Annotated in this window: 27 protein-coding genes and 1 tRNA gene; 13 read left to right on the forward strand and 15 right to left on the reverse strand. The window is 69.3% G+C overall.

The features are described 5' to 3' along the window. Position 1: 1 nt before the first annotated feature. The 4 genes from ACO073_RS18400 to ACO073_RS18415 all read right to left on the reverse strand — a co-directional run bounded on the left by ACO073_RS18400 (position 2) and on the right by ACO073_RS18415 (position 4,224). Positions 2-1,603 (reverse strand): class I adenylate-forming enzyme family protein, encoded by a 1,602-nt coding sequence (locus ACO073_RS18400; protein ID WP_421999134.1) that lies wholly within the window; start codon positions 1,601-1,603, stop codon positions 2-4. 8 nt (positions 1,604-1,611) lie between these two features. After that, positions 1,612-2,019, reverse strand: coding sequence for a rhodanese-like domain-containing protein (locus tag ACO073_RS18405; RefSeq protein ID WP_421999135.1), 408 nt, complete (start codon positions 2,017-2,019; stop codon positions 1,612-1,614). A gap of 67 nt (positions 2,020-2,086) precedes the next feature. Then, entirely contained in the window at positions 2,087-4,189 is a 2,103-nt protein-coding gene (locus tag ACO073_RS18410) for an NAD(+) synthase (protein WP_422002173.1), read from the reverse strand. Next, a tRNA-Val gene (locus ACO073_RS18415) sits at positions 4,150-4,224 on the reverse strand. Before ACO073_RS18415 ends, ACO073_RS18410 begins: the two co-directional genes overlap by 40 nt. A gap of 128 nt (positions 4,225-4,352) precedes the next feature. Between ACO073_RS18415 and ACO073_RS18420 the strand changes: the two genes are divergently transcribed. From ACO073_RS18420 to ACO073_RS18430, 3 genes are all read left to right on the forward strand, one after another. Further along, complete coding sequence (locus tag ACO073_RS18420) at positions 4,353-5,252, forward strand: N-formylglutamate amidohydrolase (protein ID WP_421999136.1); 900 nt, start codon at positions 4,353-4,355, stop codon at positions 5,250-5,252. Positions 5,253-5,599: 347 nt separating this feature from the next. Then, positions 5,600-7,102: a M81 family metallopeptidase gene (locus ACO073_RS18425; RefSeq protein ID WP_421999137.1), complete on the forward strand. Its 1,503-nt coding sequence runs from the start codon at positions 5,600-5,602 to the stop codon at positions 7,100-7,102. A 13-nt stretch (positions 7,103-7,115) separates the two neighbouring features. Then, positions 7,116-8,570, forward strand: coding sequence for an N-acyl-D-amino-acid deacylase family protein (locus ACO073_RS18430; protein WP_421999138.1), 1,455 nt, complete (start codon positions 7,116-7,118; stop codon positions 8,568-8,570). A 67-nt stretch (positions 8,571-8,637) separates the two neighbouring features. Here ACO073_RS18430 and dksA read toward each other — a convergent pair whose 3' ends face one another. The 4 genes from dksA to ACO073_RS18450 form a co-directional block, all read right to left on the reverse strand. After that, positions 8,638-9,063, reverse strand: coding sequence for an RNA polymerase-binding protein DksA (dksA, locus tag ACO073_RS18435; RefSeq protein WP_421999139.1), 426 nt, complete (start codon positions 9,061-9,063; stop codon positions 8,638-8,640). Positions 9,064-9,265: 202 nt separating this feature from the next. Beyond that, the gene (locus ACO073_RS18440) at positions 9,266-10,033 is read right to left on the reverse strand and encodes a putative DNA-binding domain-containing protein (RefSeq protein WP_421999141.1); all 768 of its coding nucleotides are present in this window, start codon (positions 10,031-10,033) and stop codon (positions 9,266-9,268) included. Then, the gene (locus ACO073_RS18445; RefSeq protein WP_421999143.1) at positions 10,014-10,856 is read right to left on the reverse strand and encodes a DUF692 domain-containing protein; all 843 of its coding nucleotides are present in this window, start codon (positions 10,854-10,856) and stop codon (positions 10,014-10,016) included. The genes ACO073_RS18440 and ACO073_RS18445 overlap by 20 nt, the downstream gene beginning before the upstream one ends. A 1-nt stretch (position 10,857) precedes the next feature. Then, positions 10,858-11,100: a DUF2282 domain-containing protein gene (locus tag ACO073_RS18450; RefSeq protein WP_421999144.1), complete on the reverse strand. Its 243-nt coding sequence runs from the start codon at positions 11,098-11,100 to the stop codon at positions 10,858-10,860. Between the two features lie 146 nt (positions 11,101-11,246). Here ACO073_RS18450 and ACO073_RS18455 point away from each other — a divergent pair, with 146 nt between their 5' ends. Beyond that, positions 11,247-11,423: a DUF3553 domain-containing protein gene (locus ACO073_RS18455; protein WP_422002175.1), complete on the forward strand. Its 177-nt coding sequence runs from the start codon at positions 11,247-11,249 to the stop codon at positions 11,421-11,423. Here ACO073_RS18455 and mobA read toward each other — a convergent pair. Next, complete coding sequence (gene mobA, locus ACO073_RS18460; RefSeq protein WP_421999146.1) at positions 11,344-12,066, reverse strand: molybdenum cofactor guanylyltransferase; 723 nt, start codon at positions 12,064-12,066, stop codon at positions 11,344-11,346. The genes ACO073_RS18455 and mobA overlap by 80 nt on opposite strands. Positions 12,067-12,113: 47 nt before the next feature. Between mobA and ACO073_RS18465 the strand changes: the two genes are divergently transcribed. From ACO073_RS18465 to ACO073_RS18475, 3 genes are all read left to right on the forward strand, one after another. Then, the gene (locus tag ACO073_RS18465) at positions 12,114-12,914 is read left to right on the forward strand and encodes a 2-keto-4-pentenoate hydratase (RefSeq protein ID WP_421999148.1); all 801 of its coding nucleotides are present in this window, start codon (positions 12,114-12,116) and stop codon (positions 12,912-12,914) included. Positions 12,915-13,048: 134 nt separating this feature from the next. Then, a complete protein-coding gene (locus ACO073_RS18470; protein ID WP_421999150.1) occupies positions 13,049-13,261 on the forward strand; it encodes a hypothetical protein in 213 nt (70 codons plus the stop codon). Positions 13,262-13,357: 96 nt separating this feature from the next. After that, positions 13,358-13,762, forward strand: a complete 405-nt coding sequence (locus tag ACO073_RS18475; RefSeq protein WP_421999151.1) for a hypothetical protein — start codon at positions 13,358-13,360, stop codon at positions 13,760-13,762. A 4-nt stretch (positions 13,763-13,766) separates the two neighbouring features. On the opposite strand, the gene pdeM is transcribed toward ACO073_RS18475, so the two are convergent. Further along, entirely contained in the window at positions 13,767-14,486 is a 720-nt protein-coding gene (pdeM, locus tag ACO073_RS18480; protein WP_421999153.1) for a ligase-associated DNA damage response endonuclease PdeM, read from the reverse strand. Between the two features lie 147 nt (positions 14,487-14,633). On the opposite strand from pdeM, the gene ACO073_RS18485 reads away from it, so the two are divergent. From ACO073_RS18485 to ACO073_RS18510, 6 genes are all read left to right on the forward strand, one after another. Then, entirely contained in the window at positions 14,634-15,413 is a 780-nt protein-coding gene (locus tag ACO073_RS18485; RefSeq protein WP_421999155.1) for an EipB family protein, read from the forward strand. A 63-nt stretch (positions 15,414-15,476) separates the two neighbouring features. Continuing rightward, positions 15,477-16,883 carry a cryptochrome/photolyase family protein gene (locus tag ACO073_RS18490; RefSeq protein WP_421999156.1) on the forward strand — a complete coding sequence of 469 codons (1,407 nt, stop codon included), beginning with the start codon at positions 15,477-15,479 and terminating at the stop codon, positions 16,881-16,883. A gap of 64 nt (positions 16,884-16,947) precedes the next feature. Next, a complete protein-coding gene (locus ACO073_RS18495; RefSeq protein ID WP_421999157.1) occupies positions 16,948-18,300 on the forward strand; it encodes an NAD(P)/FAD-dependent oxidoreductase in 1,353 nt (450 codons plus the stop codon). Further along, positions 18,297-19,067: a DUF1365 domain-containing protein gene (locus tag ACO073_RS18500; RefSeq protein ID WP_421999159.1), complete on the forward strand. Its 771-nt coding sequence runs from the start codon at positions 18,297-18,299 to the stop codon at positions 19,065-19,067. Before ACO073_RS18495 ends, ACO073_RS18500 begins: the two co-directional genes overlap by 4 nt. Positions 19,068-19,077: 10 nt before the next feature. Further along, positions 19,078-20,250 carry a class I SAM-dependent methyltransferase gene (locus tag ACO073_RS18505; RefSeq protein ID WP_421999161.1) on the forward strand — a complete coding sequence of 391 codons (1,173 nt, stop codon included), beginning with the start codon at positions 19,078-19,080 and terminating at the stop codon, positions 20,248-20,250. Positions 20,251-20,396: 146 nt separating this feature from the next. Then, positions 20,397-21,761: an MFS transporter gene (locus ACO073_RS18510; RefSeq protein WP_421999162.1), complete on the forward strand. Its 1,365-nt coding sequence runs from the start codon at positions 20,397-20,399 to the stop codon at positions 21,759-21,761. Positions 21,762-21,771: 10 nt separating this feature from the next. On the opposite strand, the gene ACO073_RS18515 is transcribed toward ACO073_RS18510, so the two are convergent. Genes ACO073_RS18515 through ACO073_RS18535 form a run of 5 tightly spaced genes read right to left on the reverse strand, consistent with a single transcriptional unit; the run spans position 21,772 to position 26,049 of the window. Beyond that, on the reverse strand, positions 21,772-22,857 hold the full coding sequence (locus tag ACO073_RS18515) for a DUF1501 domain-containing protein (protein WP_421999164.1): 1,086 nt from the start codon (positions 22,855-22,857) through the stop codon (positions 21,772-21,774). 6 nt (positions 22,858-22,863) lie between these two features. Continuing rightward, positions 22,864-24,408: a DUF1800 domain-containing protein gene (locus ACO073_RS18520; RefSeq protein WP_421999166.1), complete on the reverse strand. Its 1,545-nt coding sequence runs from the start codon at positions 24,406-24,408 to the stop codon at positions 22,864-22,866. 8 nt (positions 24,409-24,416) lie between these two features. Then, complete coding sequence (locus ACO073_RS18525) at positions 24,417-24,935, reverse strand: periplasmic heavy metal sensor (protein ID WP_421999168.1); 519 nt, start codon at positions 24,933-24,935, stop codon at positions 24,417-24,419. A gap of 2 nt (positions 24,936-24,937) precedes the next feature. Continuing rightward, entirely contained in the window at positions 24,938-25,453 is a 516-nt protein-coding gene (locus tag ACO073_RS18530; protein ID WP_421999169.1) for a hypothetical protein, read from the reverse strand. Positions 25,454-25,503: 50 nt separating this feature from the next. After that, positions 25,504-26,049, reverse strand: coding sequence for an RNA polymerase sigma factor (locus tag ACO073_RS18535; protein WP_421999170.1), 546 nt, complete (start codon positions 26,047-26,049; stop codon positions 25,504-25,506). Between the last annotated feature and the right edge of the window lie 159 nt (positions 26,050-26,208).

Genomic DNA, 26,208 nt, shown 5'->3' on the forward strand with positions numbered 1-26,208 from the left:
CTCAGATCCTGGCCGTGCGACCGGCCCAATAGGGTTCGCGCAGCTCGCGTTTCATGATCTTGCCGATGGTGCTGCGCGGGAGCGAGTCACGGATTTCCACCGCCGCCAGGCGCTGCGTCTTGCCGAGCCGCCCATTGGCCCAGTCGCGCAGCTCCTCGGCCGTCGTCGCCGCGCCGGGCCGCAGCACGCAGAGCCCGAGCGGCGTCTCGCCCCACTCATCGCTCGGGATGCCGATCACGGCCGCGTCGATCACGTCGGGGTGCTCGAGCAGCAGCACCTCGAGGTCGGCGGCATAGACGTTGAAGCCGCCGGAGATGATCATGTCCTTCTTGCGGTCCAGGAGCACGACGAAGCCGTCCTCGTCGATGCGCCCCATGTCGCCCGAGCGGAAGAACAGCCTTCCCTCGGCATCGTGCCAGAACAGCTCGCGCGTCTTGCCGTCCTGCCCATGGTAGCCCTTCATCATGATCTGGGCGCGGCCGGCCAGCTCGCCGACCTCGCCCTGGGGCAGCACCCGGCCGGCCTCGTCGAGCACGACGATCTCGCTGCCGAGGCCGGGCTTGCCGACCGTATGCAGCTTGTCGGGATGGAGGTTGGCCTCGAGGGTGCAGCTCGCGCCACCCTCGGTCAGCCCGTAGATCTCGATCAGCCGCCCCGGCCAGCGCGCCAGGCAGTCGGCCTTGATGTGGGCGCGCAGCGGCGCGCTGGTCGACAGCTTGGCCTTGAAGGCGCCGAGGTCGTACCGCGCGAAGTCCGGATGGGCGAGGATGCGCTGGTACTGCACCGGCACCAGCATCGCGTGGGTGACGCGCTCGCGCTCGGCGATCTCGAGGAAGCGCACCACGTCGAACCTCGGCATCAGGATGGTGGTACCTCCCCCGCCCAGCGTCGCCAGCACCGAAACCAGCGTCGTGTTGGAATAGAGCGGCGTCGAGGCGAGCGACACCGTATCCGGCCCGTAGTCGAAGGCGGCGAAGCGCACGGCCAGCAGGTCGCGCATGGCATGGCTGTGCAGGATGCCCTTGGGCAGGCCAGTCGTGCCCGAACTGTAGATGATGTTGAAGTCGTCGAGGCGATCCAGGGGCCGCTCGAAGGGCGCGTCGTCGGCCAGCGCCAGCCAGCCCTCGAAGGCGCGCCAGCCCGGCCGCTCGAAATCGTAGGCGATGCGGCCGCCGGGGATCAGCTTCGACAGCCGGTCCTCCCAGGGCTCGACCAGGCCGCGATACCGGTCCGACAGGAACAGCACCCTGGCGTCGCAGTCGTCGAGCATCTTCTCCAGCGCGTCGGCGGCGGCCATGGTCGACAGCGGCACGACGCAGGCGCCGGCGCGCAGCGCGCCCATGAAGGTCTCAAGATACTCGCCCGAGTTGGCCGCCAGGATCGCGATCTTGTCGCCGCGTCCCAGGCCCATTGCCGCCAGCGCCCGCGCGACCCGGCCGACCCGGCGGTCGAATTCCCGCCAGGTGCGACTCGTGTCGCCGCAGACGACGGCGCGCCGTTCCGGGAAGTCGCGCGCATGCCGGGCGATGCGCCCGGGAATGGAAACGAAATCGGGGAAGTCTTCGGCAGAAGGCTGCGGCACCAGGACGGCGTCGGGACCCATCGCCAACCCTACTTCCTGGGTTCGACCTTCTCGACGGGACCGCCGGCCTTCTTCCAGGCGCCGAAGCCGCCCTCGAAATGCGCCACCGGGGTGAGGCCCATGTCCTGCGCCGTCCGCGTCGCCAGCGCCGAGCGCCAGGCGCCGGCGCAGAAGAAGACGAACTTGTTGCCGGTCTGGAAATAGTCCTTGGCGTAGGGGCTCTCGGGATCGATCCACATCTCGAGCATGCCGCGCGTGACGTTGATCGCTCCCGGGATCGTGCCGTCGCGCCACAGCTCGCGCGGATCGCGGATGTCGATGAAGGTGACGCCCGCCTGGCCGTGCATCTTCATCGCCTCGGCGAGCGGCAGGGTCTCGATCCTGGCGTTGGCCTCGTCGACCATCTGCTTGACGGTCTTGGTGATCTTGAGCGGCATCGACCTTCCTCCCGATCGCTACTTGTACTTCAGGGACTTGTACTTCAGAGGCTGGCCGGCGCGGAAGTCAGCCCTTGGGGACGGCCTGTTCCAGCTCCGCCAGCCAGACGTCGGGACTGCCGTCCGACGGGGCGCGCCAGTCGCCGCGCGGCGACAGCGATCCGCCCGACGAGATCTTCGGCCCGTTGGGCAGCGCCGAACGCTTGAACTGGTTGGTGAAGAAGCGGCGCAGGAAGAGCTGCAGCCAGTGACGGATCTCGGCGAGATCGAAGGCGCGCCGCGTGCCGTCCGGCAGGTTGGCCGGCCAGGCCCCCCGGTCAGCGTCGTGCCAGGCGTTCCAGGCCAGGAAGGCGATCTTCGAGGGCCGGTAGCCGAGCCGCGTCAGGTAGAAGAGATTGAAGTCCTGCAGCGCGTACGGGCCCACCGACTGCTCGGTCGACTGGATGGCACCGCCGGCGCCAGCCGGGATCAGCTCGGGCGAGATCTCGGTGTCGAGGATGTCGTGCAGGACGGCGGCGGTCTCGGCGCTGACGTCGCCCGAGGCGGCGACGAAGCGGATCAGGTGCTGGATCAGCGTCTTCGAGACCGAGCCGTTGGGATTGTAGTGCGACATGTGATCGCCGACGCCGTAGGTGCACCAGCCCAGCCCCAGCTCGGACAGGTCGCCGGTGCCCACCACCAGCCCGCGATGCTGGTTGGCCAACCGGAACAGGTAGTCGGTGCGCAGGCCCGCCTGCACGTTCTCGAAGGTGACGTCGTAGACCTTCTCGCCCTTGCCGAACGGATGGCCGATGTCGCCCAGCATCTGGCGCGCCGCCGGCTTGATGTCGATCTCCGCCGCCGTCACACCCAGCGCCTTCATCAGCCGCCAGGCGTTGCGGTAGGTCTTGTCGGACGTGCCGAAGCCCGGAAGCGTGTAGGCGAGCACGTTGCTGCGCGGCAGCCCGAGCTGGTCCATGGCGCGGCAGACCACGATCAGCGCCTGGGTCGAATCGAGGCCGCCGGACACGCCGATGATCGCCCGCTCGGTGCGGCTCGACTGCAGGCGCTGCACCAGGCCCTGGATCTGGATGTTGTAGGCCTCGTAGCAATTGTCGCGCAGCCTGGCCGGATCGGACGGCACGTAGGGAAAGCGCTCGATGGCCCGGTCGAGCGCGACGCTCTGCGCCGGCGCGTCGAGCACGAAGTCGAGCTTGCGGAAGCGGCGCACGCGCTCGCCCTCCAGCATCGCGCAGTCGGCGAAGCCGTTGTTGCGCAGCCGCTCCTGGCGGATGCGGCCGAGGTCGATATCGGCGCGCACCGTCGTCGAGTCGGGGTCGAAGCGCTGCGTCTCGGCGAGCTGGTCACCGCATTCGAAGATCGCCGCGTGGCCGTCCCAGGCGAGGTCGGTGGTCGATTCGCCCGGCCCTGCCGCCGAATAGGCGTAGGCCGCGATGCCGCGCGCCGACTGGCTTCCGCACAGGAGACGCCGCGCCTCGGCCTTGCCGATGGTGATGTTGCTGGCCGACAGGTTGACCAGCACCTCGGCCCCGGCGAGCGCAGCATGGCTCGACGGCGGCACCGGCACCCAGATGTCCTCGCAGATCTCGACGTGGAAGGTGAGCGGCACCGAGCCCGTGGAGCGGAACAGAATGTCGGTGCCGAACGGCACCTCCTGCCCGGCCAGCCGGATGCGCGGCTCGATGACATTGGCGCCCGACACGAAGTGCCGCTTCTCGTAGAACTCGCGATAGTTCGGCAGGTAGGTCTTCGGGACCACGCCCAGGATGGCGCCGCGATGGACGACGATCGCCGTGTTGTAAAGCCGGCCGGCGACGCGCAGCGGCGCGCCGACGATCAGGATCGGGAACAGCGCGGCCGAGGCGGCCACGACCGCTGCCACCGACTCCTCGACCTCGTCGAGCAGCGCGTCCTGCAGCAGCAGGTCCTCGATGGCGTAGGAGGACAGGCCGAGCTCGGGAAAGACCATGATCGCCGTGCCCGCCGCATCGCCCTCGCGGGCCAGACGCAGCGTCTCGGCGAGATTGAAGGCGGCATCGGCGACCCGGGTGCGAGGCACGCAACAGGCGATCCGCACGAATTCGTGGGAATAGAGGGAGAAGAAATCGGACAAGGGATTGTGGTGGGCGATGGTGGGCGCGACAGGGATTGAACCTGTGACCCCTGCCATGTCAAGACAGTGCTCTACCGCTGAGCTACGCGCCCCCGATTTCTCAGGGCATCGCCGGAAAGAGCGGTCGTCTACATCGCAGCCTGGCGGTTGGCAAGTGCGCCGGTGCAATCGAGGGCGCCGAGGCGTGACGCGCCGGCCGTGCCGCGCTATGACGCAGGGCATGGAGTCCTTGCCGGCCGCGTTCGATCACGAAGCCCTGGATTATCGTCCCCCGCTGCGCCAGACCGTGCCGGTGGTGGTCGCCTCACCCCACAGCGGCGCGGTCTACCCGGCGACATTCCTGGCCCAGGCGGCGGTTCCCCTGTCGGCCCTGCGGCGCGCCGAGGATGCCTTCGTCGACGAGCTCTTCGCTGCGGCCCCCTCTCTCGGCATGCCCCTGCTCGCGGCCCGCTTTCCGCGCTCCTACGTCGACGTCAACCGCGAGCCCTACGAGCTCGATCCGGGCATGTTCGAGGGGCCCTTGCCGCGCCCCCTGAACCACCGCACGACGCGCGTCGCGGCCGGGCTGGGCATGATCCCGCGCGTCGCCGCCAGCGGCGAGGCGATCTACCGCGGCCGCGTCTCGTCCGACGAAATCGAGCGCCGCCTCGAGACCTGCTGGCGCCCCTATCACGGCGCGCTGTCCTCCCTGGTCCTCGCGACCCAGCGCCAGTTCGGCGGCGTCCTGCTGATCGACGCCCATTCCATGCCCTCCTCGGCCTCGGGCAGCGGGCATCGCGACCGAGACCAGCGGGTCGACATCGTGCTGGGCGACAATCACGGCGAGGCCTGCGCGCCGGCGCTGGTCGACGCGGCCGCCCGGTGGCTGTCCGGCCAGGGGCTCAAGGTCCTGCGCAACCAGCCCTATGCCGGCGGCTTCACGACCCAGCGCTACGGCCGCCCGGCGCTCGGCCATCACGCTTTGCAGATCGAAATAAACCGGGCGCTCTACATGGACGAGAACCGCCACCGGAAGCTGGCGGGTGCGACAGCCCTGGCGCGGCTGATGGCCGGCCTGCTCGAGGAGATGGCGGCCCAGGCCCTCTCCCTGCCCGTCGGCCACTCGCTGGCCGCCGAATAGGCCTCTCTGCCGAGCCCCTCTGGCCGGGTCAAAAAAAAGGGGCCGTGACTAGCACGGCCCGAGTTTAGGGAGGAAACGCCCAAGACGGGCATACGGCAAACAAAGAGGTCGCTGACGCGACGTTTGCCGCAGGCAGAGAATGGTGCACCTGCGAACGAAATACAAGAGGGAAAAAAGCGCCTGATTTCACAGCCTTAGGGAGTTTCGTGGATCGGACTAAGTGTTGCCTTTTTGCAACGCACAAGAATCCCGAGAGGCAGGTTTGCAGTGCGTGCAAGGCTATATCCGGGTACGCAACGGGCGATTCGTTAGATTACTCAATGGTTTGCTGATCGGTGGAGGTAGCGTTGGCGAAGAAGAAGTTCGTTGTGGCCATGATGATGCACGAGACCAATACGTTCTCGCCGCTTCCCACCCCGATCGAGTCGTTCGCCCGCTGGGGTGCGCTAAACGGTCCCAGCGCCATCAAGGACGCCGAGGGGACCAACACGTCCCTGGGCGGCTTCATCGAGGTCGCGCGGCAGGCCGGCGCCGAGTTCACCGTGCCGATGGCCGCCTCGGCCCATCCGTCGGGCCTGGTGACCGAGGCCGCCTACGAGCAGATGACCGGCGCCATCGTGGACGCGGTGGCCAAGGGCTGTGACGCCGTCCTGCTCGCTCTGCATGGCGCCATGGTTGCCGAGCATTTCGACGACGGCGAGGGCGAGCTGCTCAACCGGCTGCGCAAGATCGCCCCCGACGTGCCGATCGCCGTGGCGCTCGATTTCCACACCCAGATGACGGACGCCATGGTCAAGGGCGCCTCGATCATGACGGGGTACCGGACCTACCCCCACATCGACATGGCCGACACGGCCCGCCGCGCCGGCCGCACGCTGATGCGCATGCTGGCCGGCGAGGTCGAGCCCCGGATGGTCTGGGGCAACCGTCCGATCATGAGCAGTTCGCTGGTCCACACGCCGTCGCGCGAGCCGATGAAGACCCTGATGGGCATGGCCAACCGGGCCGAGGACAGCGGCGAGGTGCTGAACGCCTCTGTGTTCGGCGGCTTCCCGCAGGCCGACATCCCTCACCTCGCCCTCTCCTCGGTGATCGTCTGCGACAAGCGCACCGCCGAGGGCGAGATCCTGCTCAACCGCATCCTCGACACCGCCTGGGAGAAGCGCGAGGGCTTCCTGTTCCATCCCGAGCCGCTGTCGGTCCAGGTCGGACGCGCGAAGTCGCTGGACGGCGGGCCGATCGTGATGGCCGATCACGGCGACAACACCGCCTCCGGCGGCACGCAGGACGTCATGAGCGTGATCGAGGAGGCGATGAAGCAGGGTCTCGAGGACGCCTGCGCCGGACCGATCTGCGATCCGGCCTGCGTCGAGCAGATGATCAAGGCCGGTGTCGGCGCCGAGGTGACGCTCGATCTCGGCGGCAAGATCGACATGCCGGCCATGGGCCTGAAGGGCAAGCCGCTCAAGGTCACCGGCACGGTCAAGGCGATCACCGACGGCGAGTTCGTCGTGACCGGGCCGATGGCCACCGGCACCACCGTGCGCATGGGCCGCACCGCGGTGCTCGACACCGGCAAGATGCAGATCGTCGTCTCCCAGAAGCGCGCGGAGCCCTACGATCTCGGCGTCTTCACCCATTGCGGCATCGATCCGCGGCGCAAGAAGTACGTTCTCATCAAGTCGCGCCAGCACTTCCGTGCCGGCTTCGAGCCGATCGCCAAGCATATCGTCATGTGCGACGGTGACGGCTGCACCGCGTCCGACCTGAAGCTGTTCAAGTACGAGAAGGTCAAGCGGCCGCTCTATCCGTTCGACCTCGACATGCGGCTCGGCCGCAACGAAGCCTGAGGAACCCGCTGACATGGCCAATTACGACATCGTCATCCGCAACGGCCAGGTGGCCGACGGAACCGGCAAGAAGCTGTACGCCGCCGACGTGGGCCTGAAGGGCGACCGCATCGCGGCGATCGAGGCGCCGGGCGCGCTGAAAGGCGACAACGAGATCGACGCCACGGGCAAGGTCGTGGCGCCGGGCTTCATCGACGTCCACACCCACGACGACACGGCACTGATCGACAACCCGACCATGGCGATGAAGGCGAGCCAGGGCGTCACCACTGTCGTGTGCGGCAACTGCGGCGCCTCGGCCGCGCCGTTCGTGCGTGACGATATCGGCCACTTCCTCAGCCTGATCGTGAAGAAGCAGGAAAACGTCTCGAAGAGCTTCGCCGAGTTCGCCGGCAAGGTCGAGGCGGCGCGGCCGGCGATCAACGGCGCCTTCCTGATCGGCCATTCGACGCTGCGCATGAATGCGCTCGGCAACGACCTCGCCCGCCAGGCGACGGCGCCTGAGATCAAGGTCATGCACGACCTGCTCGACCAGAGCCTCGAGCAGGGCGCCATCGGCATGTCGAGCGGCCTCTTCTACCCGCCGGCGATGGCCGCCTCGACCGACGAGGTGGCGGAGGTCGCGATGCCGCTCGGCAAGTGGGGCGGCGTCTACACCGCCCACATGCGCGACGAGGGCGACCATATCCTGAAGTCGATGGACGAGACGTTCGAGATCGGCCGCCGCGCCGGCGCGCCGGTCATCGTTTCTCACCACAAATGCTCGGGCCGCACCAACTTCGGCCGCATGAAGGAGACGCTGCCGAAGTTCACCGAGGCGATGAAGCAGCAGGACATCGCCTTCGACGTCTATCCCTACGTCGCCGGCTCAACCATCCTGCGCAAGGAGATGCTCGACCGCGCCGACAAGGTGCTGATCACCTGGTCGGACACGGTGAAGGGCGTGAGCGGCCGCGACCTCAAGGAGATCGCCGCCGAGATGGGCTGCTCGATCCACGACGCGGCCGACCGGCTGCAGCCCGCCGGCGCCATCTACTTCATGATGGACGAGAAGGACGTGCAGAGCGCGATGGCGCATCCGGGCGCCATGATCGGCTCCGACGGCATCCCCTTCGACACCCATCCGCATCCGCGCCTGTGGGGCACCTTCCCGCGCGTGCTCGGTCACTATTCGCGCGACCTCAAGCTCTTCCCGCTCGAGGACGCGGTGCGCCGCATGACGTCCTACTCGGCGCAGCGCTTCAAGCTCGCCAAGCGCGGCGAGCTCAAGCCCGGCTACTATGCCGACATCTGCGTATTCGATCCGGCGACCGTGATCGACACCGCCACCTTCGAGAAGCCGATCTCGCCGGCCCGCGGCATCGACACGGTGCTGTGCAACGGGGCGATCGTCTGGCGCGACGGCAAGCCGGGCGACGGCCGAGCCGGCCGCGTGCTGCGGCGGCAGGAGTTGCAGGCGGAGAAGTAGGCGAAGCCCTGAGCGAAGCGAAGGGCCTGAAGAGATCCCTCGCTACGCTCGGATGGCGGCTTCGCCGTCAGTCCGCGCCCTCGTCGCGGCGGGTGCGCTCGAGACGCTCGTGGCGCTCCTGCGCCTCGACCGACAAGGTGGCGATCGGGCGGGCCTCGAGGCGCTTCAGGGAGATCGGCTCGCCGGTCTCCTCGCAATAGCCGTAGGTCCCCTCCTCGATCGACTTCAGCGCCTGGTCGATCTTGGAGATCAGCTTGCGGAAACGGTCGCGGGTACGCAGCTCGAGCGAGCGGTCGGTTTCCGCGGTCGCCCGATCGGCGAGATCGGGCTGCGCCAGGCTTTCCTCCTGCATGTTCTGCAGCGTCTGGTTGGACTCGTCGATCAGCTCACCCTTCCACTTCAGCAGCTTCTGGCGGAAATATTCCTGCTGCATCGGATTCATGAACGGCTCGCGTTCCGTCGGCCGGTAATTCTGCGGCAACGTGATCGACATCGTCGGCAACTCCACTCGCAGGCACCACACCAGACCGCCAAGGGGGATGGCGGCCTTCAAAGGCGCGCGGAGTATAGGGATGGCGGGTCCCGCCGCAATATTCTTCGCCGTCGGTGCAGCCGACTTGTCGTGCACTGCAACATCAGCGGATCCGGAAAATCTCTACAGATTCCGTGCGATTATGGCCCCGGCGCGGCAGTGGCTACCGCAGTGCAGCAAAGGCGCCCAGGGAGATCAGGCGGGCAAAGCTCGTCATCAGGTCGAAAGCTTGGGTCGACGCAGCCACCGCCACGGCCGCCTCCTCGAGCGTTCCCCCGTCCGCGAGGACAGCGACGAACGCGCCCTCGCCCGGCTCCAGGACGACGAAGGCCGAATCGTCGGGCCGCCGCAGCACCAGCAGGTCGGTCCCGCCGGACGCGGCCTCGACCGGGTCGGCGGGCGCCCCGGGCTGCGAGGCTGCCCAGATCCGGTCGAGGGGATAGGACGAGCGCAGGAGCGAGGTGCCCGGCGCCAGCGCGGGCCTCAGCGCGGGCAGTTCCTCGGCCGGACGTGACGCCAGGTCCGCCGCCGCGAGCCGGCCGTCCGCCGGGGCGTGGAAGGCGACGTTGAGCGCCCAGTCCAGCCGCGCCACGTCGGCCAGGTAGGCGAGGTCGCGCGCCGCCGGGTAGCCGGCGACGAAATCGGGAAAGCCCTCCCCGTATTCCGCCAACACCGGCTGGGACGGCGGCGACTGGGCGACGAAGGCGTGGGCCATCGACCGGAAGAAGCCGGCGCCTACCACGGCTTCGACCGTGGGAAAGGTCGCGGCCAGCGCCGCGCCCAGGCTCTCGAGGATGTGGTGGCGATAGACGCGCAGCCGCGCCGCTGCCGGGATGGTGTCTCCCGTGACCTCGGCGAGCACGCCGGATGGATCGCCGGTCATGACCCCGGCGACGAAGCGGGCCTGCAGGTCACGCAGCGCGGTCGACATGCTGCGCTCCGGCGCCGAGCGCCCGACGGGCGCGATCGGCCTCTCCGACCAGGACGGACAGGGCCGGCACGTCGGTATCCCATTCGACCAGGGTGGGACGCGGCCCGAAGCGCTCCACGGTACGGGCGAACAGCGCCCAGACCCCGTCGCTCACCCGCGAGCCGTGATCGTCGATCAGGATCGCCTGCCCGTCGGCATCGTTCACCGCATGTCCGGCCAGATGATACTGCGTCACGGCGTCCGCCGGCAGCGTGTCCAGCCAGGCGAGCGGATCGAGACGAAGGTTGTGGGCCGTCACGACGATGTTGTTGACGTCGACCAGCAGGCCGCAGCCGCTGCGGGCGGAAAGCTCGGCCAGGAACTCGCCTTCGCTCAGCGTCGAGCCGGCGAAGCCCAGGTAACAGGACGGATTCTCCACCGCGACCTGGCGGCCGAGCGCATCCTGCAGCCGCTGCACGTTGCGCACGACGACTGCCAGCGCTTCCTCGGTGTAGGGCAGCGGCAGCAGGTCGTTGAAATAGCGGCCATCGAAGGTGCTCCAGGCCAGATGCTCCGAGACCCAGGCCGGCTCCAGCCGACGCACCAGTTCCGCGACGCGGGCCAGATGCGCGGCATCGAGGCCGTCGGGCGAGCCCAGCGACAGGCCGACGGCATGGATCGACAGCGGATGGTCGGCGCGCAGGCGCTCGACGGCCGCCCGCGCCGGCGACGCCGCGAGGTAGTTCTCCGCATGGATCTCGAGGAAGTCCACCGCCGGACGGTCGCGCGCGATCTCCGCCAGGTGCGGCGCGCGCAGACCGATGCCGGCGAGGCTCCCGGTCACGTCAGCCCGCCTTGAGGCTGCCGCCCACGATCTTGTCGCAGGTCCCCTTGGGGACCGCGATCCAGGCGTCGGCCTGGCCGTCCTTCTTGGACGTGCCGGCACAGGACGAGTTCGCCGTCTGGCAGTCGTTCTTGCCGGCCTTGGCGACGCCGAAGCATTTCTCGCTGCCCTGCGCCTGGGCTGCCGCCGGCAGGGCCAGGGCAGCGGCGAGGGCCGTGGCGATGGCAATGCGGGTGGTATTCATCAGCAACCTCCTGGGTGACGATGCGGACCTTATAGGTCAGATTGACCTCTCCGCCTCCTCAAACGGCGGCTATCGTATCCATACGCCGGAGTCACGAAAACGTGTTGCGCAAGCCGGGTAATGCGCTGCTCTCACCAGGCGACTTCGTGCGTCATCCGGAGCGGCCCGACTGGGGCCTCGGCCAGATCCAGTCGATGATCGGCCATCGCATCACCGTCAATTTCGAGAATGCGGGCAAGCTCGTCATCGACGGGAGCGTGGTCGAGCTGGCTCCCGCCGGGGACCTGCCGGCGCCATCGTCAGGCGGCGCGCCGCCGCGCTGAGGTCGGCCGGCGTGTTGACGTTGAGGAAGGGAGAGGCGCCGCCCGGCCAGGCGAGCTCGTGCAGCGTGTAGCGCCGGGCGAACTCCTCGACGCGCCGCAGCCCCTCCTCCAGCAGCGCCCGCCGCAGGTCGGCCGCCAGCCCGACCGACCAGACGGCGAGCGTATGCTCGCGCCGCCCGCGATGGGCGACCATCAGCACGTCGGGCTCCGGCACGTGCATCAGCCCGCACAGCCTCACGCTGAGATCGAGCGGCAGGAACGGCACGTCGGCCGGCGCCGTGAGAATCCAGCCGGCATGCGGATGCTGGCGGCGCGCCCATTCCATGCCGGCGAGGATCCCCGCCAGCGGACCGAGCCGCCGCCCCTCGCGCGCGGCCGCCGCCTGGATGTCGGGCGGATCGGAGACGACCGCCACGCCCATCGCCTCCACCTCCGGCATCGGGTCGTTGGCCACGACCACGAGGTCCATCACCTGCGGCCGCAGCCGCTCGACGACGTGGCAGACCATCGGCCGGCCGCCCAGTTGCCGCAGCGGCTTCAGAGGCCCCGGCCCCATGCGGCGTCCCTCGCCGCCGGCCAGCACGACGCCGACCAGTGCGCCGGCCCGCACCGGCCCGAAATGTTGCTCCGCTTTGGTCGCCATGGTGGCACTATGCGACCCGCGCATCGCCAAGCAAGGGGAGGAAACGCATGGCCTTCAGCATCGCCCGGGCCGCCAACTGGCTCCATCAGGTCCACCGCGCGCGCGCCGTCGTCGGCTGGTGGCCCGAGCAGTTCGCGACCGACGACGAGCGCGCCGCCTACAAGGTGCAGGACGCGCTGCTGAAGAAGCTGGTGCCGCGCCAGGGCCCGCTGGTCGGCTACAAGATCGCGCTCACCTCGCCGCAGATCTGGGAGCAGACCGGCCTCAAGGGGCCGGCCTACGGACCGATCCGCAAGCGGCGCGTGTTCGAGCACAAGGCCGTCGTGCGCGCCGACCAGTGGTCGCGGCTGGGTGTCGAGCTCGAGATCATCCTGACGCTCAACGCCGACGTGCCGCGCCCCCGCGGCAAGGCCTACGACAAGGACTCGATCGCGCCGTTCGTCGGCGAGGCGCGTGCCGGCTTCGAGCTCATCGACGACCGCGGCGCCGACTACAGCCGGCTCACCGTGCCCTGGCTGGTCATGGACGTCGGCTGGAACGGCGGCTCGTTGCTGGCGAAGCCCGGCCGCGACTGGAAGAAGCTCGATCTCGGCAATCTCGAGGGTTCGATCGCCTTCGACGGCAAGGTCGTGCGCACCGGCCATTCCGGCGACGTGCTCGGCCACTGCTACAACTCGCTGGCATGGCTCGCCAACAAGCTCGGCGAGCACGGCAAGTCGCTGAAGAAGGGCATGATCGTGTCGACAGGCAGCATGGTCGCCTGCCAGTTCGTGCCGCCGGGCAGCACCGCGGTCGGCCGCATCGAAGGGCTGGGCGAGGTCACGCTGAAATACGCCTTGCCGAAATAGCTGCCGCGACGGCCGTTGCGGAGCGCCTTCGCAAGGCCTTGCCGGCGGCACCATTTCGCCTCCGTCACGCGGCAACTGGGCCGCCAACCTGTCGTTGGCCTTTCATGGTCCCCCCAATATCCCAGGAGGTCACCGTGGAAACACCCAAGGAGCGCGTGGCGGAGAGCAATCGGAAGGCCGCGGCCGAGCGCCGGCCCGGCGATCCAAGGCCGGTCGAGCCGCGCGACAGCCGTCCCCTGATCGCCATCATCTGTGCCGGTCTGGCGATCGCCTTCGTCCTGCTCGGCGTGATGTACGTCAACAGTACGGGAGAGACGCCACAGCCGCCGATCGCCGAGCAGCGCTGACGGATCGCGCGGTCACACCAATGTCATCGGGCAATACAACCCGAGGCCTGCCGCTTTGTCCTTGCAGCGCCCGGGCCGGGGCATCACAGTTATTGCATGCCCTTGCAGTGGACGGTCTCCCATCGCCTCCGGCTCGTCGTTGCCGTAGCCAAGGGTGACGTTCGCCCGCGCGACCTGATCGACTTCCTCGCACGCCTCGACGACGAACGGGCGCGTCCCTACGGCAAGATCTTCGGCGTCACCGATCTCGTCACGGTCTTCAGCGAGGACGATATCCACAACCTCGCCGCCCTCGTGCGCCGCCGTGAAAGCGAAAGCCTTGTCGGGCCGCTGGCGATCGTCGCCACGGAGGACCGCTGCCATCGCCAGGCCGAGCTGTTCGCCGAAATCGGCCGCCTCGTGCGGCCCATCGCGGTCTTTCGCGAATGGCACCTGGCGCGCCGCTGGGTCGAGAGCGAGCAGGCCCGCCAGGCCGACCAGGACAGCCGCGCCGTCGCCTGACACGCTACCGCCGCGCGGCCTCCCGCTCCCATGCCAGCGTGAGGTCGGGACGAAGCTGGCGCCACGACAGGCGACGCACGGCGTCGCGGCCCACCACCAGCGCGTCATAGTCGTCGGGAAAAAGCTGCGCGATCGCCGGATCGAGCGCGTTCAGTCCGCCGGCATAGGCGCCGAAGGCCGGCAGGATCAGCCGCTGCCCGTCGGTCAGGAAGCAGCGACGGCGCAGGCCACGGCCGCGCACGGTCAGGGCCGCCACCGGATGGAAATGGCCGGAGACCTCGCCGGCGGCCGGGCCGAAGCGCGCCTCGTGGCGGAACACCAGCGGCCCCTCGACCTTCTCCTCCGCCACCTCGCCCCAGCCCACCGGCGGCGGTGCGGGATCGTGATTGCCGGCGATCCACACGAACCGCGTGCGCCGGGTCAGTCCCTCGATCGTCCGCCGCTCGACCTCCTGCAGGCGCGCGATGGCACTGCGATCGTGGAACGAATCGCCGAGGCAGATCACGGTGGCCGGCTCGAGCCCGTCGATCAGCGCGGTGAGCATGGCCAGCGTCTGGCGCGTATCGTGCCGCGGCAAGAGCTTGCGCGCGTTGACGGCGTAGGACGAGCCCTTCTCCAGGTGGAGGTCGGCGACGGCCAGGATCCGACGCGCCGGCCAGAAGAGCGCGCCTGCAGGCAGTGCCTGCAGGGTCTCGCCGGCACAGGCGAAGGCGAAGGGCATCATGGATGCGCATCCCCATGCGCGCGGGTCGGCCCGCATTCCGGCAACGGCGCGCGGCGCCGAAATATGGCCACGATGTCACGCAAACTCATGGCGCGCACGATTGACCCGCTCGCGGGCCCTGCGCAAGGTGGTGCAATGCGTCGTTCGGTGGGTATCGTTCTTGCAGGCCTCCTGCTCGCGCCGGCCATGGCCCTGGCGCAGGTCCAGCCGCATCGCGCCGAGTACGCGCTGCGCCTGGGCGTCGGGTCCGGCGCACCGCGGATCGGCACGGCGGTGAACGACCTCAAGCTCGATTGCGCCGGCTGGCATCTCACCCGCGACATCAAGACGGAGATCGCCCTCACCGCTTCCTGGAAGATGCGGCTGGCCTCGACCCTGGACGGCGAGGAGACGCGCAGCGGCAACCGGTTCCGCTTCAGCACGCGGCAGAGCCAGAACGGCAGCGAGCGCGAAGCCCGGGGCCGGGTCGAGCGTCGCGACGGAGAGGTGCGTGCGGAGATCGTCCGCGGCGACGGCCCGGCCGACCAGCTGGTCCTGCCGGCCCCCACCATGATGCCGGTCGCCGCCGTCGAGCATCTGGTCGGAAGACTTCAGGCCAAGGCGCTGTCGTTTCCCGCCCTGATGTTCGACGCCGAGGTGCTGGGCGATGCCTTCCTCGTCGAGGTGACCGAGCAGGAGGGCGGCCCGCCGCGCGCGTCGAAGCCGGGCGCCAAGGGGATTTCGGGATTGCCCTCGAAGTCCTGGCCTGTGTTCATGAGCTTCACGCGCGGCCGCTCCCAGCAGCAGGAGCCGCTGTTCACCGTGAGCGCGCTGGTCTTCGAGAACGGCGTGCTCGACCGGCTGACCGTCGAGACCGGACTGGTGACCGTGACGGCCGACCTGCAATCGCTCGAGATGCGTCCTTTCCCGAGCTGCCCCCGGTCGTAGCCTCCTCTCGACCGGCGGCGAATCCGGGCCATCCGGAGCGAGTTCTCCGCCGTATCTCATGTCATGCCCTGCGCCATCGCCTGGTTCCGCCGTGATCTCCGGCTTGCCGACAATCCCGCCCTCGCCACCGCCCTCGCCTCGGGCCAGCCGGTGCTGCCCGTCTATGTCCTGGACGACGAGACCGAAGGTGTGCGGCCGGCGGGAGCGGCGTCGCGATGGTGGCTTCACCACAGCCTGGAGGCACTGGACGCCGACCTGCGCCGTTTCGGCTCGCGCCTGATCCTGCGCCGCGGTCCGGCGGAAGAGACGATCCTGGCGCTGGCGGCCGCGTGCAATGCCGCGTCGGTCGACTGGAACCGCGCCTACGACGAGGGCAGCCGCAATCGCGATGCGGGCCTGAAGCGCACGCTGGCCGAGCGCGGCATCGCGGCCCGCAGCCACAATGGCAGCCTTCTCTTCGAGCCCTGGGAGGTCGCGACCAAGGCCGGTCAGCCCTTCAAGGTGTTCACCGCCTTCTGGCGCGCCTGCCGCGCCCTCGACGCGCCCTCCCGGCCGCTGCCGCGACCCGACCGCGTGGCTGGCCCCGGCGTCTGGCCGGACAGCGACCGGCTCGACGAGTGGATGCTCCTGCCGCGCAAGCCGGACTGGGCCGGCGGACTGCGCGCGGACTGGACTCCGGGCGAGGCCGCGGCCCTGGCGAGGCTCGGCGACTTCGTCGATGACGACCTGCGCCACTATCCTGCTGCGCGTGATCGGCCCGCGTTGGACGGCACGTCGCGCCTGTCGCCGCATCTCGCCTTCGGCGAGCTGTCGCCCCGCCAGGCGTGGCATGCCGTGACGACGCGCAGCGGCTCGGCCGCTGCGGAGAAGTTCCTCGCGGAGCTGGGATGGCGCGAGTTCTCCTACAACCTCATGTTCCATTTCGGTCCGCTCGACCGTCGCAACTTCCGACCGGAGTTCGACGACTTCCCGTGGCAGGCCACCGACGAGGCGATCGAGGCCTGGCGGCGCGGCCGCACCGGTTATCCGATCGTCGACGCCGGGATGCGCCAGCTCTGGACCACGGGCTGGATGCACAACCGCGTGCGCATGATCGTGGCGTCCTTCCTCACCAAGGATCTGCTGGCCGACTGGCGCATCGGCGAGCGCTGGTTCTGGGATACGCTGGTCGATGCCGACCCCGCCAACAATGCCGCGAGCTGGCAGTGGGTCGCCGGCAGCGGCGCCGATGCCCAGCCCTACTACCGCATCTTCAATCCCGTGCTGCAGGGCGAGAGATTCGATCCCGACGGCGACTATGTGCGCCGCTGGCTGCCCGAGCTCGCCCATCTCCCGGCCAAGACCATCCATCAGCCATGGACCGCCGATTCGCCTCCGGACCCAGGCCTCTATCCGTCTCGCCTGGTCGACCATGCCGCCGCGCGCGGTCGCGCGCTGCAGGCTTTCAAGGAGCTGAAGCGCGCCGCCTGAAGCCCGAGTCATCCGCACTGCCGGCCGTGACGTATCACCTCGCAATGTTTGCCTGGGGTGTTCGATGAAGATCGCCGTCGTTGGCGCGGGCGTGGCCGGACTCGGCGCTGCCTGGCTGCTCAGCCGTCGCCACGAGGTCGTGATCTACGAGCGCGAGGGCCGTTTCGGCGGCCATGCCTGCACCGTCGACGCGCCGGCCGCTACCGGTCGCCAGCCGGTGGACATGGGTTTCATCGTCTACAACGAGCGAAACTATCCCAACCTGGTCAGCCTGTTCGATCATCTCGGCGTGCCGACCGATCCGTCGGACATGTCGTTCGCCGTCAGCCTGGATCAGGGGCGCTTCGAGTATGGCAGCTCGTTCGCGGGCTTCCTCGGACAGCGGCGCAACCTGTTCCGGCCGGCGTTCCTGCGCATGACCCGCGACATCCTGCGCTTCAACCGGCTGGCCCCGCGCCTGCTGGAGGAATGCCAGGATCTCGATTTCACGATCGGCGACTTCGTGTCGGGCGCGCGCTTCAGTCCGGCCTTTCGCGATCACTACCTCGTTCCGATGGCCGCCTGCATCTGGTCCACGCCGCTCGGCCGCATGCTCGACTATCCGGCGCAGACCTTCGTGCGCTTCTTCCACAATCACGGGCTGTTGACCGTCGGCGCACAGCTCCCGTGGCGCACGGTGAGCGGCGGCAGCCGCAGCTACGTCGAGCGGCTGGTGGCGCCGCTGCGCCGGGCGGCCCGCCTGGCCACGCCGGCCACCGCCATCCGCCGCGACGGCGCCGGAGTCGAGGTCCGCGATGCCGCCGGCCATCGCGACCGCTTCGACAAGGTCGTGCTCGCCTGCCACGCCGACCAGGCCCTGTCGCTGCTCGCCGACGCCGACGAGCGCGAGCGCGAGCTGCTGGGCCGCTTCGCCTATTCCTCGAACGAGGTATGGCTCCACGCCGACGAGACGTTGATGCCGCGGCGGCGCAAGGTATGGTCGAGCTGGAACTACGTTGCGGACCGGTCGGACCGCGAAAGCCCGGTGAGCGTGACCTACTGGATGAACCGCCTGCAGAAGCTCCCCGATGCCTCACCGCTCTTCGTGTCGGTCAATCCGGCGCGCACGCCGCGGGCGGCGCTGCAACGCTTCACCTTCGAGCACCCGACCTACGACGCCGCCGCCATACGGGCGCAGCGCGGGCTGCATGCCATCCAGGGCGTGCGCGATACCTATTTCTGCGGCAGCTACTGCGGCTACGGCTTCCACGAGGACGCGCTGTCGGCGGGCCTCGACGTCGCCGAGCAGCTCGGCGTCCGGCGGCCGTGGCTGACGCCGGCCGAGCACCGCCGCATCGGCGATCCGCCGCGCGTCGTGGCGGACCGGCCGATCGACCCGCTGCCGCTGCCCGCCGCCGCCCGCGTCGCGACGCCATGACCGGCGGGGGCCACGGCATCGTCGCCGCGACGGTCGTCCATCACCGGCACCGCCCGAGACCCAACGCCTTCCGCTACCGCGTCGCCTATCTCTGTCTCGACCTCGCTTCGCTGGAGAGCGCGCGCGGACGCTGGCTCGGCATCGACCGGCGAGGCATCGTCTCGTTCCGGCGCGCCGATCACGGCGCGCGCGACGGATCCGACCTCTCGGCCTGGCTGCGGCGGATCCTCGTGGAGCACGGGCTGGGCGAGGCCTGCGACGGCGACGTCACGCTCATGACCCTGCCGCGCCTGCTGGGCTACGTCTTCAACCCGGTGAGCTTCTGGTTCTGTCGCGATCGCGCCGGCCGCCTGCGTGCGGTGCTGTGCGAGGTCAACAACACGTTCGGCGAGCACCACTGCTATCTCGTCCACCACGAGGACCGGCGCCCGATCGAGCCCGACGCCTGGCTGTACGGCCGCAAGGCGTTCCACGTGTCGCCGTTCCTGCCGGTCGAGGGCGGCTACCGGTTCCGCTTCCGGCTGGAGGCCGAACGCGCCCATGTCGACGTGAACTACCATGACGCGGACGGCCTGATGCTGGCCACCTCGGTCGGCGGTCGCCGCGAGCCCCTCACCGATGCCGGCATCCTGCGCCGCTTCGTCGGCAATCCCATGATGACCCTCGGCGTCGTGGCGCGGATCCATTGGCAGGCCTTGCATCTTTGGCGCAAGCGGGCGAGCCTGCACGCGAAACCTCCGCCGCCCAGGCAACTCGTGACCCGCTGACTACCGCCGGATGCCCATCGCCGCCCGCTTCCTCTTCAAGGCCCTCGAACGCCTGTCCGTCGGACGGCTGACGCTGCAATTGCCCGACGGCCAGGTCCGCGTCCTCGGCGGCGATCACGACGGGCCCGACGCGAGGCTCGAGGTCCGCCGCTGGCGCTTCTTCCGGCGCGTCCTGGCCGACGGGGACATCGGATTCGCGGAAGCCTACATGGACGGCGACTGCGATTCGCCCGACCTCGCCCGGCTGATCGCGCTGCTGGCCGAGAACGAGGGCGCCCTCGGTCGCGTCGCCCAGGCCAACCCCATGCACAACCTGTTGCTCAGGCTGGCCCACTGGCGGCGGCGCAACTCGCGCGCCGGAGCGAAGCGCAACATCCACGCCCACTACGATCTCGGCAACGAGTTCTATGCGCTCTGGCTCGACGGCTCGATGACCTATTCCTCGGCCCTGTACGAGGCCGGCACCGGGCAGGCGCTCGAGGCCGCCCAGGCAGCGAAGTACGAGCGGATCCTCGCCCGGCTGGACGCCCGCCAGGGCGACACGATCCTGGAGATCGGGTGCGGCTGGGGCGGCTTCGCCGAGGCGGCGGCCCGCCGCGGGCTGCGGGTGACGGCCATCACCATCTCGCGCGAGCAGCTCGACTATGCGCGGCAGCGGCTCGGCCGCGCCGGCCTCGGCGACCGGGTGGACCTGCAGTTCCGGGACTACCGCGACATCGAGGGCCGGTTCGATCACATCGTGTCGATCGAGATGGTCGAGGCGGTGGGCGAGCGCTACTGGCCGGACTATTTCGCCACCCTGAAGCGCCACCTGGTGCCGCACGGTTCGGCGCTGGTCCAGGCGATCGTGATCGCCGACGAGATGTTCGAGCGGTACCGCCGCCACCCCGACTTCATTCAGACACATGTCTTCCCGGGCGGCATGCTCCTGTCGCCCGACAGCGTGCGCGAGCAGGCGAGGCAAGCCGGCCTGAAGATCGCGGAACTGTACAGTTTCGGCCTGGATTATGCCCGCACCCTGGAGACCTGGCTGGGCCGGTTCGACCGGGCCGCCGACCAGGTGACCCGGCTGGGCTTCGACGAGCGATTCCGCCGCATGTGGCGATATTACCTCGCTTACTGCGCCGCCGGCTTCGCCACGCGGCGCACGGACGTATTGCAGGCGCACTTCCGGCCTATATAAGTAGCGGCAGCAAGGCGCCCGAAGCGGTGCCGGACAGGAAGGCATTTCGCGTGCATCGGGCAGGGATCGGAACCGGCGCAGCCGCTTCCATAAGACTGAGCTTCGACCGCCTGGTCGCCTACTCAACCAACCAACTTCCGCTCAACATGGCGGCCTTGCCGGTGGTGCTGAACGTCAGCCACTTCTACGGCGAGGTCCTCAAGATGCCGCTCGGCGTCATGGGGCTGATCTTCATCGCCGCCCGGACGATCGATGCGATCCAGGACCCGGTGATCGGCCTGGTGAGCGACAGCTTCACCCATCGCGGCCGGCGCGGCCGCCTGGTCTTCGTCGCGCTGATGCTGCCCCTGCTGATCGGCGGCTTCTACATGCTGTTCCATCCGCCGGCGGCGATCCTGACCCAGCATACGATGCTGGCGGTCTGGCTGTTCGCGGCACTGTTCGTCGTCCATCTCGGCTATGCCGGCGTGTCGATCAGCTACCATGCCCACGGCGCCGAACTGACCGACGACTACAACGAGCGAACCCGCGTCACCGTGGGCCGCGAGATATTCGGCCTGCTCGGCATGACGCTGGCCGTCGTGTTGCCCACCGTGCTCACCGGCAGGTTCGGCGAGAACCAGGGCTATGCCTACATGGGCGCGCTCTTCATCCCGATCGCCATACTGTTCGCCATGCCCACCCTCCTGTGGTCGCCGCCCTCGGTGCATCCGCCGGTCCGGCGCGAGAACCCCGAGATCCATGTCCGCTACTTCCGCGACTGGCTGGTCGGCCTGGCGCCGCGCCTCGCGCGACCGACCCGCACCATGGAGGACAACACCGCGTTCCGCGCGCTGGTCCCCTTCTTCGCCCCCCTCAAGAACCGCCTGTTCCGCCGCCTCCTCCTGGTCTTCGTCGTCAACGGCGCGGCGCTGGGCGTCGCAGTCTCGGTGATGCTCTTCTACGTCGAGCACGTGCTGAAGGGGAACAAGCTGCAGGCCGGCATCATCCTGCTGGTCTATTTCGGGGCGGCGGCGCTGAGCGTGCCCATGTGGCTCATGCTCTCGCGCCGCTACAGCAAGACGGTCGCCTGGTTCATCGCCATGATCCTGACCGTCGGCGCCATGTCGGTGGCGGTGTTCTTCGGTGCCGGCGACTTCGCCCTGTTCGTCCCGGTCGCGATACTCACCGGGATGGGCATCGGCGCCGACTACGGACTGCCGCCATCGGTACTGGCCGACATCATCAACTCGGAGGAAGGCAAGGACACGCGCGGCGACACCGGCGCCTATTTCGGACTGTGGGCCCTGGCCACCAAGCTCGCGACCGCCGTCGGCGCCGCCGGCTCCCTGCCGGTCGCGGCGCTGCTGGGCTTCAATCCCAGTCGCGGCGAGTACGGGAACTTCGCCCTGGTCGTCGTCTACGTGATTGTGCCGGTCGCCATCAAGGTGGTGGCCGCCGTGCTGCTCTGGCACATCCGCGTCGAGGCCGAACGCGGCTCCGTGCGGGACGAGATGCTGCGCCGGCGGTGAGCCGGCAGCCTCAGGCGTCCCCGAACAGCGCGAGCCGGCGGGGGCTGCGCACGCCGAAGTCCTCCGACAATCCCCAGCAGCCGCGGGCCAGCGTCGCGAAGACGTCCCGGAAATCCACCGTATGGCGGAGGTCGCCGTCTTCGAGATCGGCCAGCGACGCCGCGGCGCCGTGCAGGCCGCCCTTCACGCCACCGCCCATGACCAGCATCGGCGCCGCCGTGCCGTGATCCGTGCCGGCGCTGGCATTCTGGGCCGCCCGCCGGCCGAACTCCGAGTAGGTCGCCACCACGACCTCGTCCCAGCAGCCCGCCGCGATCAGGTTCCGCCGCAGGAGGGCGAGGTTCGCCGCCAGCACCGACAGCAGCCGTTCATGGGTCGGCGCCTGGTTGGCATGGGTGTCGAAGCCGCCCAGCGCGCCCTTGAGGGCGACGACGGGAACGCGCGCGGCCAGCAACCGGGTGGCGAGGTCGAACTGGCGCCCGAGCCGCAGGTCCTCGGGGTAGGCCTCGGCCGGTGCGGGCGCCGACCGCAAGCGCTCGCTCAGGTCCTGGGCGGCGGCATTGATCTCCTGCCGCACGGCCAGGAGATGGCGCAGCGCCGGATTGCCGTCATCGCTCCGGCCCCCGGCAGCCTTGAGCGCCCGTGCCTGGTGCAGGAAGTTCTCGGCATCGCGCATCACGATGGTGCGCAGCGCCGGCCCGGTGCTGGGCAGGGCATTGCTGTCGAGGACGATGCTGTCGACGCCCGGGCCCGACGGACGGCTCGCGCCCTTGAAGGCCTGCGCGATCCAGCCCTCGCCGAGGGTCTGGCTGGCCGACGAGGCGGTGTCCCAGATCTCGATGGAGCGGAAATGCGAGCGGTTGGGAGCGGGATATCCGACGCCCTGCACGATCGCGAGGTCGCCGGCCTTCCACGACTCCATCAGCGGCTCGAGCTTGCCGTTGAGACCCGTCGCCTCGTCGAGCTGGATCGTCTGCTCGCGCGCCACGGCTATCCCCGGGCGCAGCTCGCGATAGCGGGGATCGGCATAGGGCACGATCGTGTTCAGGCCGTCATTGCCGCCCTTCAGCTCGACCAGGAGAAGGATCCGGCCCATCCCTCCTCACTTCAGTTGGTACGCGGTGTCGAGCAGTGCCGCTGCCGCCGTCGCGCCGGCGGACCGCGGCGTCTCGGCCATATCGATGGGCGCGCAGGGTAGCAGCGTCTGCAGCAGGGTCGGCGGATCGGTGCCGGCCAGGGTCGGCCCCAGCCGTGCCGCGTTGCCCGCCTGGCGCAGGCTCCTTCCCTCGATCGGCCGATCGGCCATCGACATCGCGTTCCCGCCCGCCGTACCCGCCATCGACGGCCGGCGCTCCTCGGGACCGTCGGCCGATGCCACGGTCGTCGCCTCGATGATGCGGCGCAGGAATTGCTGGCGCAGCAGCAGGGTGTAGGTCGTGACCCAGCTTTCGCCGCCGGCCCAGCCCCGCACGTTGGGCGGGTCGAAGGGCATCTGGCCGAGGCCCTGCATCATGCGCACGAGCGGAGTCTTCTCCGGCACCGGCAGCCCGAGCAGCCGCACCGTGCCGACGATGAGGTCGACCGGCGACTTGATCAGGCCGGCCCGGTTGGCGGGATCGTGGAACGCGGGCGTCAGCAGCAGCGCGCGCAGCAGCGGCCGGATCTCGTAGTCTCGGCGGAAATCCGACGCGAGCTGCTTCACGGCGGCCGGATCGGGCGTCAGCGAGACGAATTCCCGCCAGAGCTTCTCGACCACCGTCTCGGCGGTGCGCGGGTGGCGCAGCAGGATCGCGATGACGTCGTCCCCGCCGAACCGGCCGGTCTGCCCGAGCACCGTCTTCAGCCCGTCGTCGTGCGCGCCGTCGCGGGTCTTGAACAGGCCGGTCTCGCGATCGACCGTCCAGCCCGTGAAGGCGCGCGCAGCCTCCTTGATGTCGGCCTCCCCGTACTGCCCTTCCCCCAGCGTGAACAGTTCGAGCAGCTCGCGGGCGAAGTTCTCGTTGGGCTGCCGGGCCACGCTGCGCATGCCGTCGAGGTAGATCAGCATGGCGGGGTCGCGCGCCACCTCGCGCAGGAGCGTCGCGAAGTTGCCGAGCGCCTCGCGGCGGAACAGGGCGTTCTGGCGGAAAAGCGCCGGCGCGTAGCGGACCTTCAGGAACGAAGAGGTGAAGTGGCCATGCCAGAACAGCACCATTCGCTCCACCAGCGGCCGGTCGGTGACCAGCATCTCCTCGACCCACCAGTTGCGCAGCTCGCGCCCCTGCTCCTCGACCGGTCGCGTGACGAGCAGGACCTTGCCGTCGACGCCCACCTTGCGTTGAGCCTCGGCGCGCTCGGCGTCGGCCGCCTGTTGGCGACGGCGCAACGACGCCGGTCCCTCGCCCAGCCAGGAGGGTGGCGAGGTGATCGCCTCGCGACGCTCAGCCGACTCCGACAGGAGGTGATCGACGGCGGCCACCGGGTCCTGCATGGCGATGGAGTCGATATCGGCGGGCGTCCCGCCGAAGCCCGTGCGGGACAGGAGATGGCGGGCGGCGGCAAAGCCCATCGGCCGGGCGGCGAACGGGCGCCGCGGCGACCACAGGACCGTCGACACAGCGGCCGCGCCGCCGCCCACGAAGCCACGCCTGCCGACCGGTCCCGCCATGGACGATCCTATTCCGGTGGCCGCGGTGGCGGCCGCCCCGGTCGGGCGGGCCCTCGCCACGGAGGTCCGCTCAGCCGGTCGGCCAGAACGTCGTGCAGGCGCGCGGCCTGGTCGGGCCTCAGACGGGCCTCGACCTGCGCCAAGGCCTGCAACGTGTCCTTTTGCTGGTCGGCGCGAAGCTGGGAGAGGCGATCGATCAGGGGATCGATGCGGACGGGATCGAGCGGGACCTTGCGGTGCTCCGCGACGATCTCCTCGCGGACCTTCTGGATTTCACGTAGCCGCTCGCGACGCGAGACGGTGTAATGGTCGAACACGGCGCGCAGCGCATCGCGCTGACCGGCATCGAGGTCGACCTCCTTGGCCAGCATGTCCAGGGGACTGGGACGAGGACCCGGCGGCGGCGGCGGTCGGCGTTCCTCGAACGGCAGCGGCGCGATCCAGCCGCGAAACACGAAGCCGGCGACGAAGAACGCGTTCAGCAGCACGGACAGTGCCAGCAGCACCGAGACCCAACGCCAGGACATGTCTAGTAGCCGTCCAGGCTCATGAACTCGGTGAACTCGCTGGTCGTGTCGGTCGAGGTCTGGGCCGCCGTCGAGGCATAGCGCTCCTTGGCGAGCGACGTGCCGAGGCCGCCGCCCAGCATGAAGCCGCTGATGGCCACCACCACGGCGGCGGTGAACGCCGCGGCGCGCTGCAACGCGAACCGACGGTCTGTCGAGAACAGCCAGCCGAACAGGCCGCCCCGTCCGCCGACGCGCTCGGCGGCGAAGCCGACCAGCGCCCTTGCCCTCACCTCGAGGCGCGCCGGAGCCGCCGGCAGCGGCTTGCCCAGCACATCGGCGAGATCCAGCGCCGCCCGGCGCAGCTCGGGATCGGCTGCCACGGCCGCCTCGACCCGCGCCGCCTCGGTGCCGGACAGGCGCCCGTCGAGCCAGGCCGCGAAATCGAGATCCGGGACCGCTGAGGGCGCGACCGCGGGTGCGGTGACGAGGCTGCGCCACAGCTCCCTGTCGCTACGGTTGGGCCAATCCGTGCTCATTGGTGATCTCCTGGTGAACAATACGCCAGAAACGCGCGCGGCATCCCTCTTTATTGAGCATCTTCCTTGAAATGGGCCCGCAGGCGCAGCAACGCCTTGTGGTGGGTGCTGCGAACGGTCTGGGCGTCGATCTTCAGAAACTGTGCGACCTCGGCCACGTCCTTCTCCTCGTCATAGAGGCACTTCAGCACCAGGGTCTGGCGCTCGGTCAGCAGGCCCTGGGGAATCCTGAGCTTTTCCACATGCCGGTCCTCGACACCCAGATGCCCCTCGGGCACGTCGTCCAGCGGCTGGGTCGCTTGCCGCCGACGCCGGGCATGGTCGATGGCCGCCGAGCGGGCGACCACGGCCAGCCAGGTCGACAGGCCGGCCCGGGCGGGGTCGTAGGTCTTGAGCAGCCTGAACTCGCTGGCGCACAGCCGGACGAACACGTCCTGGGCGGCATCCATCACGTCGTCCTCGCTCAGCCGATAGGAAGACAGGGCCCGACGCACGACGGCATTGATCAGGGGAGCCGCCGCCGTGACGAAGTTGTCCCAGGTCCTCTTGTCCCCCGACGACAACTTCCGCAGGTCGGTCTGGTTCAGGTCCGTCACGCCCCGCGATCTTTCTCCGCCTGTTCGCCCCGCAGTGTATCGGGGTTTGTGGCGAAATCAGGCCCAGCTATTGTGGTGCCCGACCATAAGGAGAGTCGATGAGCGAGTCGCTGACACGTCAATGGCATGTCACCAAACGAGCCGTTAAGGGCAAAGGTG

Origin of the sequence: Reyranella sp., from assembly GCF_965229815.1 — a bacterium.
Taxonomy (GTDB): domain Bacteria; phylum Pseudomonadota; class Alphaproteobacteria; order Reyranellales; family Reyranellaceae; genus Reyranella.

Coding starts and splice junctions, on each gene's coding strand:
- ACO073_RS18400 (WP_421999134.1), bottom strand. CDS start 1,603: ATGGGTCCCGACGCCGTCCTGGTGCCGCAGCCTTCTGCCGAAGACTTC.
- ACO073_RS18405 (WP_421999135.1), bottom strand. CDS start 2,019: ATGCCGCTCAAGATCACCAAGACCGTCAAGCAGATGGTCGACGAGGCC.
- ACO073_RS18410 (WP_422002173.1), bottom strand. CDS start 4,189: ATGGCAGGGGTCACAGGTTCAATCCCTGTCGCGCCCACCATCGCCCAC.
- ACO073_RS18420 (WP_421999136.1), top strand. CDS start 4,353: ATGGAGTCCTTGCCGGCCGCGTTCGATCACGAAGCCCTGGATTATCGT.
- ACO073_RS18430 (WP_421999138.1), top strand. CDS start 7,116: ATGGCCAATTACGACATCGTCATCCGCAACGGCCAGGTGGCCGACGGA.
- dksA (WP_421999139.1), bottom strand. CDS start 9,063: ATGTCGATCACGTTGCCGCAGAATTACCGGCCGACGGAACGCGAGCCG.
- ACO073_RS18440 (WP_421999141.1), bottom strand. CDS start 10,033: ATGTCGACCGCGCTGCGTGACCTGCAGGCCCGCTTCGTCGCCGGGGTC.
- ACO073_RS18450 (WP_421999144.1), bottom strand. CDS start 11,100: ATGAATACCACCCGCATTGCCATCGCCACGGCCCTCGCCGCTGCCCTG.
- mobA (WP_421999146.1), bottom strand. CDS start 12,066: ATGGCGACCAAAGCGGAGCAACATTTCGGGCCGGTGCGGGCCGGCGCA.
- ACO073_RS18465 (WP_421999148.1), top strand. CDS start 12,114: ATGGCCTTCAGCATCGCCCGGGCCGCCAACTGGCTCCATCAGGTCCAC.
- ACO073_RS18475 (WP_421999151.1), top strand. CDS start 13,358: ATGCCCTTGCAGTGGACGGTCTCCCATCGCCTCCGGCTCGTCGTTGCC.
- pdeM (WP_421999153.1), bottom strand. CDS start 14,486: ATGATGCCCTTCGCCTTCGCCTGTGCCGGCGAGACCCTGCAGGCACTG.
- ACO073_RS18490 (WP_421999156.1), top strand. CDS start 15,477: ATGCCCTGCGCCATCGCCTGGTTCCGCCGTGATCTCCGGCTTGCCGAC.
- ACO073_RS18495 (WP_421999157.1), top strand. CDS start 16,948: ATGAAGATCGCCGTCGTTGGCGCGGGCGTGGCCGGACTCGGCGCTGCC.
- ACO073_RS18500 (WP_421999159.1), top strand. CDS start 18,297: ATGACCGGCGGGGGCCACGGCATCGTCGCCGCGACGGTCGTCCATCAC.
- ACO073_RS18505 (WP_421999161.1), top strand. CDS start 19,078: ATGCCCATCGCCGCCCGCTTCCTCTTCAAGGCCCTCGAACGCCTGTCC.
- ACO073_RS18510 (WP_421999162.1), top strand. CDS start 20,397: ATGGCGGCCTTGCCGGTGGTGCTGAACGTCAGCCACTTCTACGGCGAG.
- ACO073_RS18515 (WP_421999164.1), bottom strand. CDS start 22,857: ATGGGCCGGATCCTTCTCCTGGTCGAGCTGAAGGGCGGCAATGACGGC.
- ACO073_RS18520 (WP_421999166.1), bottom strand. CDS start 24,408: ATGGCGGGACCGGTCGGCAGGCGTGGCTTCGTGGGCGGCGGCGCGGCC.
- ACO073_RS18525 (WP_421999168.1), bottom strand. CDS start 24,935: ATGTCCTGGCGTTGGGTCTCGGTGCTGCTGGCACTGTCCGTGCTGCTG.
- ACO073_RS18530 (WP_421999169.1), bottom strand. CDS start 25,453: ATGAGCACGGATTGGCCCAACCGTAGCGACAGGGAGCTGTGGCGCAGC.